This is a genomic window from Pseudomonas piscis (assembly GCF_009380155.1).
Taxonomy (GTDB): Bacteria; Pseudomonadota; Gammaproteobacteria; order Pseudomonadales; family Pseudomonadaceae; genus Aquipseudomonas; species Aquipseudomonas piscis.
Genome location: NZ_WHUV01000007.1, coordinates 237,480 through 248,248, shown reverse-complemented (window position 1 = coordinate 248,248; position 10,769 = coordinate 237,480). Strand labels below are relative to the sequence as shown.

Below are 10,769 nucleotides of genomic sequence, written 5' to 3'. Positions count from 1 at the left end.
AAGGGAAAGCGATCCGCTTGCAGCTTGCAGCTCGTCACTTGAATGCGGCTTCTGTGCGACATGATGTCCTTTCATATGCCATCCAAAACCCATTGGGTTAGAATGCCTGCCTTTTCTGCCCCCCGATCCTTGAGGACCGCCATGTTCAGCCGTGATTTGACTATTGCCAAGTACGACGCAGATCTCTTTGCCGCCATGGAGCAAGAAGCTCAGCGCCAGGAAGAGCACATTGAGCTGATCGCTTCGGAAAACTACACCAGCCCAGCGGTGATGGAAGCTCAAGGCTCGGTACTGACCAACAAATACGCCGAAGGCTACCCAGGCAAGCGCTACTACGGTGGTTGCGAGTACGTCGACGTGGTCGAGCAGCTTGCGATCGACAGAGCCAAGGAGCTGTTCGGTGCCGATTACGCCAACGTCCAGCCACACGCCGGCTCCCAGGCCAACGCTGCGGTCTACCTGGCCCTGCTGCAAGGCGGCGACACCATCCTGGGCATGAGCCTGGCCCACGGCGGCCACCTGACCCACGGTGCTGCGGTTTCCTCCTCCGGCAAGCTGTACAACGCCGTGCAGTACGGCATCGACGCCAACGGCCTGATCGACTACGACGAAGTCGAGCGCCTGGCGGTCGAGCACAAGCCGAAGATGATCGTCGCCGGCTTCTCCGCCTACTCGCAGATCCTGGACTTCCCACGCTTTCGCGAAATCGCCGACAAGGTCGGTGCCTACCTGTTCGTCGACATGGCCCACGTGGCCGGCCTGGTAGCCGCTGGCGTGTACCCGAACCCAGTGCCGTTCGCCGACGTGGTGACCACCACTACCCACAAGACCCTGCGCGGTCCACGTGGCGGCCTGATCCTGGCTCGCGCCAACGCCGACATCGAGAAGAAGCTGAACTCCGCCGTATTCCCTGGCGCCCAGGGTGGCCCGCTGGAGCACGTGATCGCCGCCAAGGCCATCTGCTTCAAGGAAGCCCTGCAGCCTGAGTTCAAGACCTACCAGCAGCAAGTGGTGAAGAACGCCCAGGCCATGGCCAGCGTGTTCATCGAGCGCGGTTTCGACGTGGTTTCCGGCGGTACTGAAAACCACCTGTTCCTGCTGTCGCTGATCAAGCAGGACATCTCCGGTAAAGATGCCGACGCCGCCCTGGGCAAGGCCTTCATCACCGTGAACAAGAACTCCGTGCCAAACGACCCACGCTCGCCGTTCGTCACCTCCGGCCTGCGCTTCGGTACTCCAGCCGTGACCACCCGTGGCTTCAAGGAAGCCGAGTGCCGCGAACTGGCCGGCTGGATCTGCGACATCCTGGCTGACCTGAACAACGAAGCGGTGATCGACGCCGTACGTGAGAAGGTCAAGGCCATCTGCAAGAAACTGCCGGTGTACGGCGCTTAATCAGCACCGCACCGCAACAGAAAAGCCCGGCCTGGCGCCGGGCTTTTTCATGCCTGCAGAAAACTCCCTCTAACGGCTAATGCAGGCGGTAACGCGCCCCGCAAAAAACCTCCAAGGCTCTGCAATGGACCTTGCACGGCTCCTGAAAGCCACCAGGCCGAAAGCCCGGGTAGACGGCGCAAGGCCACTGGTCAGACCGGTTAAGCCAATTTTCCCGATCCCTCTTGTAAACCCAAAAAAACCGAGCGTAGACTGCGCCTGCACTGGACAAACCGGTAAGACCACAATAATTAAGTCCGCCACCCGCTGCGTCTCGAATGCACGGCAGGCCGGACACCGACCAGGACTCCTCCCATGCTCAAATGGTGCTCGCGTTCGATCTTCCTCCAAGTGGTGCTCGGGCTGTTGCTCGGCATCGTGTGCGGCCTCACCCTCCCCGAATACTCCTCGCAACTCAAACCCCTGGGCGATGCCTTCATCAAGCTGATCAAGATGCTCATCGGCCTCATCGTGTTCTGCGTGGTGGTCAGCGGTATCTCCTGCGCCGGCGACCTGAAGAAGGTCGGCCGCATCGGCCTGAAATCAGTGATCTACTTCGAAATACTCACCACCCTGGCCCTGGTGATCGGCCTGGTCATGGCCTTCAGCACCGGCATCGGCAGCGGCGCCAACATCCACCTGGAGCAGCTGTCTCCCGCCGACATGGGCGATATCGCCCAGCGCAGCGAGCATATGCACACCACCACCCAGTTCCTCATGGACCTGATCCCCTCCTCGGTGCTCGGTGCCTTCGCCGAGAACAACATCCTCCAGGTGCTGCTGTTCTCGGTGCTGTTCGGTAGCGCGCTGAACCTGGTAGGCGAAGCCGCCTCGGGGATCTCGCGCCTGATCAACGAACTGAGCCACGTGATCTTCCGCATCATGGGCATGATCGTCCGCCTGGCGCCCATCGGCGTGTTCGGCGCCATTGCCTTCACCACCAGCAAGTACGGCCTGGACTCGCTACAGCACCTGGGCAGCCTGGTGGGCTTGTTCTACCTGACCTGCATCGCTTTCGTCACACTGATCCTGGGCCTGGTGATGCGCCTGTCGGGCCTGCGCATGCTGCCTTTCCTCAAGTACCTGCGCGAGGAGCTGCTGATCGTCCTTGGCACTGCGTCATCGGACGCGGTACTGCCACAGATCATGCGTAAGCTGGAACACCTGGGGATCGGCAGTTCCACCGTGGGCCTGGTGATTCCTACCGGTTACTCGTTCAACCTCGACGGTTTCTCCATCTACCTGACCCTGGCCATCGTCTTCATCGCCAATGCCACCGGCACGCCGCTGTCCATGGCGGACCTGCTGACGATCCTGCTGGTATCGCTGATCACCTCCAAGGGCGCCCATGGCATTCCCGGTTCGGCCCTGGTGATCCTGGCGGCGACCCTGACCGCGATCCCGGCGATCCCGGTGGTGGGCCTGGTACTGGTGCTGGCGGTGGACTGGTTCATGGGCATCGGCCGGGCCCTGACCAACCTGATCGGCAATTGCGTGGCCACGGTCGCCATCGCCCGCTGGGAACAGGACATCGATCTACAGCGAGCCGACAAGGTGCTCAGCGGCCAGCAAGGCTATGGTTTCCAGGCCCGCAAGGCTGCGAGCGGGAGCCAGCAGGAATTCTGATCCATCCTTGTGCCGGCCCGCGCCAGGCACAGCAATCAGCGCGCGACAACGCGCGCCCCTTACATGGAGTCGACAGTGATCAGCTCGTCAACAGTTGTGAACTCAGTGGTAGAGAAGCTGCGGGCCGCCCTGGCCCGCGGCCAGTGGCGCTCCGGCGATATGCTGCCCGGACAGCGTGAACTGGCCGAACAGCTGGGGATCAGCCGGCCCAGCCTGCGTGAAGCGGTGATCGTCCTGGAAACCCTGGGCCTGGTGCGTTCCATGCCCGGCAAGGGCGTGCTGGTGCTCGATGCTCCCCTGGACGAGCTCCAGGGCCCGGAAGCCACGCTGGCCGGCGCCAGCCTGGAGGATGTATTGCAGCTGCGCTATACCCTGGAGCCCTTCATCGTCGGCCTGGTGGCGCAATCCATCAGCAGCCGGGAGATCGGCCAGCTACGCCTGACCCTGATGGACATGCGCGAAGCCCTGGAAGCCAGCGACGCCGAAGCCGGGGCCAATGCCTACATCGCTTTCCATGAAGAACTGTTCACCCTGACCAGCAACCCGATCTTCCAGAACGTGGTGCAGCAGACCAGCAACGCCCTCAGGCAGAGCGCGCGGATCCTGCGCGAGTCTCCCGAGCACCTGGCCGAACGCCTGGAGGAAAACGAAGCGGTGGTCCGGGCGATCCGCAATCGCAACAGCGCCCAGGCCAGCGCCGAGATGCGCCGGCACATCCTCCAGGAGGGCCAGCGCATGGGCATCGAACTGAACATCCCGGACGACCACCTGGGCCCGGACGCCCGGTAACCCATCCCGTATCAGCAACTGGACCGGAGACCGGCCATGGTCAGCCACGCCTTGGAAAACCCTCGCTTCACCCCGGTAGCCAACCTGCGTCGACGTGGTGCGAAGAAGCTGTTGGTGGACGATGTCTACCCGCAGATCTTCGATGCCATTCTCGAGCAGCGCATCGCCCCCGGCAGCCGCTTCACCGAGGACAGCCTGGGCCAGGCCTTTGGCGTCAGCCGCAGTATCGTGCGTCAGGTACTGGCGCGCCTGTCCCACCAGCAGGTAGTGATCCTGCGACCCAACCACCGGCCCCAGGTGGCGGCACCGGACCTGGAGCAGACCCGGCAGATCCTCCACGCCCGGCGCCTGGCGGAAATCGCCCTGGTGCGCCTGGCCTGCCAGCAGCCACGCAAGCGCTTGCAGCCCTTGCACCAACTGGTTTCCCGCGAGCGCGAGGCCATCGAACGCGGCTGGCATGGCCCGGCCATCCGCCTGTCAGGGGAGTTCCACCTGCAACTGGCGCAACTGGCCGGCAATGCGCCCCTGGCCAACTTCCTCGGCAGCCTGGTGCCCCTGACCTCCCTGGCCATCGCCCAGCTGGCGGGCCAGGCCTTGCAGCATTGCGCCTGGCAGGAACACGCCGCCATCGTCGAGGCGTTGCAGGAAGCCGACGCCACGGTGGCCGAGGCGTTGATGCAACAGCACCTGGAACACCTGCAACTGCGCTTGCTCAGGGGCCTGGAGGAGCAGGCTGCACAGCGCCGTGTCAGCCGGCCAGCATCCGCGCGAAGCCCTGGCGAATCTTCTCTTCCGGCAAGTCATCGGCGATGAACACCATCACGCTCTCGCGAACTTCGTCTGCAGCCCACTCGCTGTCCCAGTCGAAGCCGTAGAGCTTGAGCACCCCCTGGAACACCATGCGCCGGGGTTCGTCGATGACGTTCAGCACGCCCTTGTAACGCAGCAACTGCTGGCCGTGCTCTTCCAGCAGCTCATTCATGAATTCGCTCAGGAGCTCCAGGTCCAGCGCCTGCTCGGTGCGCAACACCAGGCTGGCGATGCGATCCACCGATGGCGCCTTGCTCACCGGACGCAGGCTGATGCCCCCACCCAGGTCGGCATTGAGATTGAAGCCGCGCACATCCAGCAGTTGCGCCAGCTCGATATTGCCGTGATCCACCACATGGATCGGCGCCCGGCGGTTGATCCGCGTCAGGCGCTGGCAGAGGGCCTCGAAGCTGTCCTGGTCCACCAGGTCGCGCTTGCTCACCAGCAAGCGGTCGGCAAAGCCGATCTGCGCCTGGGCGATGGTCTGGCTCAGATGGAACTCGGCGTGCTTGGCATCCACCAGGGTGATGATGCCATCGAGGATATAGCGCTCGCGCAGCTCTTCATCGATGAAGAAGGTCTGCGCCACCGGCGCCGGATCCGCCAGGCCAGTGCACTCGATCACCAGCCGGTCGAAGGCGATCTCGCCGCTGTCCAGGCGCTCCAACAGCAAGTACAGGGCCTTGCTCAGGTCGGTGTGGATGGTGCAGCAGACACAACCATTGGACAGGGTCATGACTTGAACCGGCTCGGTGCCCAGCAACTGGCTGTCGATACCGGCGTCGCTGAATTCGTTTTCGATCACGGCGATCTTCAAACCGTGCTCGGCCTTGAGCAGGTGGCGCAACAAGGTGGTCTTGCCGGCGCCGAGAAAACCGCTGAGAACGGTGACGGGAACAGGATTGTGCAAAACAGGGTCTCCCATGCCTGAAAACGCAGGAGCCGGCGAACCTGGCGAGAGCGCTCCTTGGAACGCCATCGTCGGGCCCGCCGGCTCCTGCCGGGGTATTGCCTAAACGCAGTGCCTCAACAGCACTTCGGACCGCCCTTGCCGCCGTAGCGTGCCTCCTGGCGTTCCCGGAAGAACGCCTCGTACGACATCACCGGCTTGTCCGGGTGCTTGGTTTGCATGTGTTCGACATAGTTGTCGTAGTCGGGCATGCCGACCATCAGGCGCGCGGCCTGACCGAGGTATTTACCGAGGCGACTCAGGTCATTGAACATCGTTGCAATCCTCGGGTCAGGCGTCCGGTACCGCTTGGTATGGCGATTCCTTGTCCGTGCGCTCCTTGCTGCCCCAGGCGGCGACACCGACCTTGAGCGCGTAGAACAGGACACTGAATACCACCAGCAGGAACAGGCCGGTCAGGGCCGCGTTGGTATAGGCGTTGAAGATCACGTGCTGCATCTGCGTGATGTCCTTGGCCGGGGCGAGGATCTGGCCGTTGGCCAGGGCATCGCTGTACTTCTTGGCCAGAGACAGGAAGCCGATCGCCGGGTTGGCGTCGAACAGCTTGATGAAGCCCGCGGTGGTGGTGCAGATCAGCAGCCACACAGCCGGCAGCAGGGTGACCCAGATGTAGCGCTGGCGCTTCATCTTGATCAGGATCACGGTGCCGAGCATCAGGGCGATACCGGCCAGCATCTGGTTGGAGATGCCGAACAGCGGCCACAGGGTGTTGATGCCACCCAGCGGATCGATCACGCCCTGGTACAGCAGGTAGCCCCAGAGGGCCACGCAGCCGGCGGTGGCGATCAGGTTGGCGCCCCAGGATTCGGTGCGCTTGAGCGCGGGAACGAAGGAGCCCAGCAGGTCCTGGAGCATGAAGCGCCCGGCCCGGGTACCGGCATCCACTGCGGTAAGGATGAACAGCGCTTCGAACAGGATCGCGAAGTGGTACCAGAACGCCATGGTGTTCTCGCCCGGCAGCACGTGATGGAGGATCTGCGCGATCCCCACCGCCAGGGTCGGGGCACCACCGGCACGGGCCAGGATGGTGTTCTCGCCGATGTCCTTGGCCACTGCCTGCAGTTGCTCGGGGCTGATGACGAAGCCCCAGCTGCTGACGGTCTGGGCGACCGCGACCACGTCACCACCGACGATGGCCGCCGGGCTGTTCATGGCGAAGTACACGCCAGGCTCGATCACCGAGGCCGCGACCATGGCCATGATCGCCACGAAGGACTCCATGAGCATGCCGCCGTAGCCAATGTAGCGAGCGTTGGTTTCGTTATCCAGCAGCTTGGGCGTGGTCCCCGAGGAGATCAGCGCATGGAAGCCGGATACCGCGCCACAGGCGATGGTGATGAACAGGAACGGGAACAGGCCGCCTTTCCACACCGGGCCGGTGCCGTCGGTGAACTGGGTCAGGGCCGGCATCTTCAGTTCGGGCATGGTGATCAGGATGCCGATCGCCAGGGCGATGATGGTGCCGATCTTGAGGAAGGTCGACAGGTAGTCCCGTGGCGCCAGGATCAGCCAGACCGGCAGCACCGCAGCGACGAAACCGTAGCCGATCAGCATCCAGGTGATCTGCACGCCGGTGAAGGTGAACATCTTGCTCCAGACTGGATCGGCCGCCACCTGGCCACCCAGCCAGATGGAAGCGAGCAACAGGATCACGCCGATCAGCGAGATCTCGCCGATGCGGCCCGGGCGGATGTAGCGCATGTACACGCCCATGAACACCGCGATCGGGATGGTCGCCATCACCGTGAAGATGCCCCATGGGCTCTCGGCCAGGGCCTTGACCACGATCAGCGCCAGCACCGCGAGGATGATGATCATGATCAGGAAGCAGCCGAACAGGGCGATGGTCCCGGGAATGCGCCCCATCTCCTCGCGGACCATGTCACCCAGGGAGCGGCCGTTACGCCGGGTGGACAGGAACAACACCATGAAGTCCTGTACCGCGCCGGCCAGGACCACGCCGGCGATCAGCCACAGGGTACCGGGCAGGTAGCCCATCTGCGCCGCCAGGACCGGGCCCACCAGGGGACCTGCACCAGCGATGGCCGCGAAGTGGTGGCCGAACAGGATGTGTTTGTTGGTCGGCACATAGTCCAGACCGTCATTGTTGAGTACGGCGGGGGTGGCGCGGGTCGAATCCAGCTGCATCACGTTGTTGGCGATGAACAGGCTGTAGTACCGGTACGCCACCAGGTAGATGGCCACTGCCGCGACCACGATCCACAAGGCGTTGATCGCCTCCCCTCGACGCAATGCAACTACGCCAAGGGCGCATGCTCCTACGATTGCCAGCACCAGCCAGGGCAGGTGGCGTAGCGGGCTATTATTGTTTTTCATTTTTATATTCCAGCCAGGTGGACAGAAAGATAGCGCTTGCGAGTGTAGCGCTACTCCACCCAAAGGCCAGCCCCCACGTTGGTCTAGAGCATTCTTTCCCGCACCGTGGCAGCTTCGCGGGCCTGCTTCGCGCGGGCGGCGAATGTCTCCCGGGCAGCGTTTACGGCGACTGCTTCGCAAGGCGCGACATGGGTTGTAGCGGCGGGCCGGTGCCGGGGTCTATAGTCAGTGCACCACGCAGAGGGCCAGTCCATGAGCGAGCAACACGACGACCGCCGACGCTTCAAACGTATCGCCTTCGATGCCAAGACCGAACTCAGCCAGGGCACCCACCGCTGGCCGGTGCAACTGCTGGACCTGTCCCTCAAGGGCTTGCTGATCGAGCGCCCCGCCCCCTGGCTGGGAGATCCCAAGCGCCCCTTCGAAGCCGATATCCACCTGGGCCAGGACGCCGATGTGCGCATGGATGTGCAATTGGCCCATGACAACAACGGCCAGCTGGGTTTCGTCTGCCTGCATATCGGCCTGGAGTCCATCGAGCACCTGCGGCGCCTGATCGAGCTGAACCTGGGCGACCCCGAGGAGCTGGAGCGGGAGCTGGGCGCGCTGATCGATATCTGACCTGCCGCAGCGAGTCAGGGAAACAGCGCGGGCTCGGGGAAATCGTGCTCCATGTCCCAGTAGCCCGGCTGTTGTCGGGAAACCGCCGTCCACTGTCCATCGATATAACGGAAGGTGCGATAGGTGGTGATGAACTCATCGTCCACCATGGTCGAGGCCGACGACACCTGCTGGATGGTTTCGGTCCCGCCCCCGCTGGCGGGCACTATCTGCCAGGCCGCCTTGCCGGTATGGCTGAACATCAGCGGCCGTTTCTCGCCGGTCTCGTCCTGGCATGGCACCGGGTCCAGGCGGTTCTGCGCCGGCACCAGCACCTCGGTGAGCGGACCGCTGTAGCTGCCCAGGGGGGCGGTCTGGTCGATGGACAAAAAGAAGGTCGGCGATGGCAGGCCGCTGAGCGGGGCCTTCTTCACATTGGCCAGGGGATAACCCAGGGCCCGCTGCGCCAGCACCTGGCCACTGTCCGAGACCAGGCGCGCCTGGGCTTCCAACGGCTCCGCCGGCTGGCCGTCCGCGGCCTCTGGTAGATTGTCCGCGTCCATGCCGCTGCCCCAGTTTTCGTCATGGACCTCCCGGGTGATGCGTTGGTCTTCCAGCACCTGCAGCGTCGTGCCATCCCCCACCGGCAGTTGTTGCGCGATCCAGTAGCCCGGCGGCGCCTCGGCCTGCTGCGCCAGGGCCAGGCTGCAGCCACAGAGCAAGCCGATCCCCAGCAACCAGTCCTTCATGTTTGTCATGCCCATGTCGTGTGCGTCCCTTCAGTAACAGCCCGAGTTATTCGAAAAGTGCATCCAGTGCCTGCTCCAGGCGGGTCACGGCGATGATCTTCAGCCCTGCCGGCGGCTCCTTCGGCGCGTTGCCCTTGGGCACGATGGCCCGCTTGAAGCCATGCTTGGCCGCTTCCTTCAAGCGTTCCTGGCCACTGGGCACCGGGCGCACCTCGCCGGACAGGCCAACCTCGCCGAACACCAGCAGGTCATGGGGCAACGGCCGGTTGCGCAGGCTCGACATCACCGCCGCCATCAACGCCAGGTCGGAGGCGGTCTCCAGCACCTTGACCCCACCCACCACGTTGAGGAACACATCCTGGTCGTGGGTCGGGATGCCGCCGTGGCGGTGCAGGACCGCCAGCAGCATGGACAAGCGGTTCTGATCCAGGCCCAGGGTGACCCGGCGCGGGTTGGCCAGGTGGCTGTCATCCACCAGCGCCTGGACCTCCACCAGCATCGGCCGGGTGCCTTCCCAGGTGGCCATGACCACGCTGCCCGGCACTTCCTCCTGGGCCCGGGTGAGGAAGATCGCCGACGGGTTGGAGACCTCCTTCAGCCCACGGTCGGTCATGCCGAACACGCCAAGCTCGTTGACCGCGCCGAAGCGATTCTTCACCGCCCGTAGCAGGCGCAGGCGACCATCGGACTCACCCTCGAAATACAGCACGGTGTCCACCATGTGCTCCAGTACCCGCGGGCCGGCCAGGGCGCCTTCCTTGGTCACGTGGCCGACCAGGAAGATCGCCGTGCCGCTCTGCTTGGCGTAGCGCACCAGCAAGGCGGCGCTCTCGCGAACCTGGGACACACCGCCTGGGGCCGATTGCAGTTGTTCGGTGAAGATGGTCTGGATGGAGTCGATCACCATGACCTTGGGCTTCTCTACCCGGGCCGTGGCGATGATGGTCTCGATACAGGTCTCGGTCATTACCCGCAGTTGGTCCTGGGGCAGGCCCAAGCGACGGGCGCGCATCGCTACCTGCTGCTGGGACTCCTCGCCGGTGACGTACAACGCCGGCATGCGCGTGGCGATGTTGCACAAGGTCTGCAGCAGGATGGTCGACTTGCCGATCCCCGGATCACCGCCGATCAGCACCACCGAGCCGTCCACCAGGCCGCCGCCGAGCACCCGGTCGAGCTCGCCGGAAGCGGTGGAGAAACGCGGGATCTCCTCGACGCTGACCTCGGCCAGGGTCTTGATCTGCGCCTGCTGCCCGGCCCAGCCGGTACGCCCGGCGGGCGCCGCGGCACCGCCGCTTTCGATCATGGTCTCGACCAGGGTGTTCCAGGCGCCGCATTCACCGCATTGCCCGGCCCATTTGGGAAAGGTGGAGCCGCACTCGGTGCAGCCGTACATGCGCTTGGCCTTGGCCATCTGAACCCCCGGCAAAAACCGCGATGATAGCTCAGCTGGC

10 protein-coding genes are annotated in these 10,769 nt (G+C 64.0%); 5 read left to right on the top strand and 5 right to left on the bottom strand.

Annotated features, from left to right (window positions below):
• The first annotated feature begins 141 nt into the window (after window positions 1-141).
• The 4 genes from glyA to GDH07_RS30035 all read left to right on the top strand — a co-directional run bounded on the left by glyA (window position 142) and on the right by GDH07_RS30035 (window position 4,662).
• A complete protein-coding gene (gene glyA / locus GDH07_RS30050) occupies window positions 142-1,395 on the top strand; it encodes a serine hydroxymethyltransferase (protein WP_022641112.1) in 1,254 nt (417 codons plus the stop codon).
• Between the two features lie 354 nt (window positions 1,396-1,749).
• Window positions 1,750-3,060 carry a C4-dicarboxylate transporter DctA gene (locus GDH07_RS30045; RefSeq protein ID WP_152899674.1) on the top strand — a complete coding sequence of 437 codons (1,311 nt, stop codon included), beginning with the start codon at window positions 1,750-1,752 and terminating at the stop codon, window positions 3,058-3,060.
• Between the two features lie 75 nt (window positions 3,061-3,135).
• On the top strand, window positions 3,136-3,849 hold the full coding sequence (locus GDH07_RS30040; RefSeq protein WP_085597033.1) for a FadR/GntR family transcriptional regulator: 714 nt from the start codon (window positions 3,136-3,138) through the stop codon (window positions 3,847-3,849).
• A 36-nt stretch (window positions 3,850-3,885) separates the two neighbouring features.
• Complete coding sequence (locus tag GDH07_RS30035) at window positions 3,886-4,662, top strand: GntR family transcriptional regulator (protein WP_152899672.1); 777 nt, start codon at window positions 3,886-3,888, stop codon at window positions 4,660-4,662.
• On the opposite strand, the gene yjiA is transcribed toward GDH07_RS30035, so the two are convergent.
• The 3 genes from yjiA to GDH07_RS30020 form a co-directional block, all read right to left on the bottom strand.
• Window positions 4,598-5,584 (bottom strand): GTPase, encoded by a 987-nt coding sequence (gene yjiA / locus GDH07_RS30030; RefSeq protein WP_425502174.1) that lies wholly within the window; start codon window positions 5,582-5,584, stop codon window positions 4,598-4,600. The genes GDH07_RS30035 and yjiA overlap by 65 nt on opposite strands.
• Before the next feature lie 101 nt (window positions 5,585-5,685).
• The gene (locus tag GDH07_RS30025; RefSeq protein WP_007937254.1) at window positions 5,686-5,883 is read right to left on the bottom strand and encodes a YbdD/YjiX family protein; all 198 of its coding nucleotides are present in this window, start codon (window positions 5,881-5,883) and stop codon (window positions 5,686-5,688) included.
• Between the two features lie 16 nt (window positions 5,884-5,899).
• Complete coding sequence (locus GDH07_RS30020; protein ID WP_053134681.1) at window positions 5,900-7,966, bottom strand: carbon starvation CstA family protein; 2,067 nt, start codon at window positions 7,964-7,966, stop codon at window positions 5,900-5,902.
• A 252-nt stretch (window positions 7,967-8,218) separates the two neighbouring features.
• On the opposite strand from GDH07_RS30020, the gene GDH07_RS30015 reads away from it, so the two are divergent.
• Window positions 8,219-8,587, top strand: a complete 369-nt coding sequence (locus GDH07_RS30015; protein WP_022641118.1) for a PilZ domain-containing protein — start codon at window positions 8,219-8,221, stop codon at window positions 8,585-8,587.
• A gap of 14 nt (window positions 8,588-8,601) precedes the next feature.
• Here GDH07_RS30015 and GDH07_RS30010 read toward each other — a convergent pair whose 3' ends face one another.
• A complete protein-coding gene (locus tag GDH07_RS30010) occupies window positions 8,602-9,330 on the bottom strand; it encodes a hypothetical protein (RefSeq protein WP_152899670.1) in 729 nt (242 codons plus the stop codon).
• A 31-nt stretch (window positions 9,331-9,361) separates the two neighbouring features.
• Window positions 9,362-10,729 carry a DNA repair protein RadA gene (radA, locus tag GDH07_RS30005; protein ID WP_022641120.1) on the bottom strand — a complete coding sequence of 456 codons (1,368 nt, stop codon included), beginning with the start codon at window positions 10,727-10,729 and terminating at the stop codon, window positions 9,362-9,364.
• Window positions 10,730-10,769: the final 40 nt, after the last annotated feature.

Coding starts and splice junctions, on each gene's coding strand:
- GDH07_RS30020 (WP_053134681.1), bottom strand. CDS start 7,966: ATGAAAAACAATAATAGCCCGCTACGCCACCTGCCCTGGCTGGTGCTG.
- glyA (WP_022641112.1), top strand. CDS start 142: ATGTTCAGCCGTGATTTGACTATTGCCAAGTACGACGCAGATCTCTTT.
- GDH07_RS30045 (WP_152899674.1), top strand. CDS start 1,750: ATGCTCAAATGGTGCTCGCGTTCGATCTTCCTCCAAGTGGTGCTCGGG.
- GDH07_RS30025 (WP_007937254.1), bottom strand. CDS start 5,883: ATGTTCAATGACCTGAGTCGCCTCGGTAAATACCTCGGTCAGGCCGCG.
- radA (WP_022641120.1), bottom strand. CDS start 10,729: ATGGCCAAGGCCAAGCGCATGTACGGCTGCACCGAGTGCGGCTCCACC.
- GDH07_RS30015 (WP_022641118.1), top strand. CDS start 8,219: ATGAGCGAGCAACACGACGACCGCCGACGCTTCAAACGTATCGCCTTC.
- GDH07_RS30035 (WP_152899672.1), top strand. CDS start 3,886: ATGGTCAGCCACGCCTTGGAAAACCCTCGCTTCACCCCGGTAGCCAAC.
- GDH07_RS30010 (WP_152899670.1), bottom strand. CDS start 9,330: ATGGGCATGACAAACATGAAGGACTGGTTGCTGGGGATCGGCTTGCTC.
- yjiA (WP_425502174.1), bottom strand. CDS start 5,584: ATGGGAGACCCTGTTTTGCACAATCCTGTTCCCGTCACCGTTCTCAGC.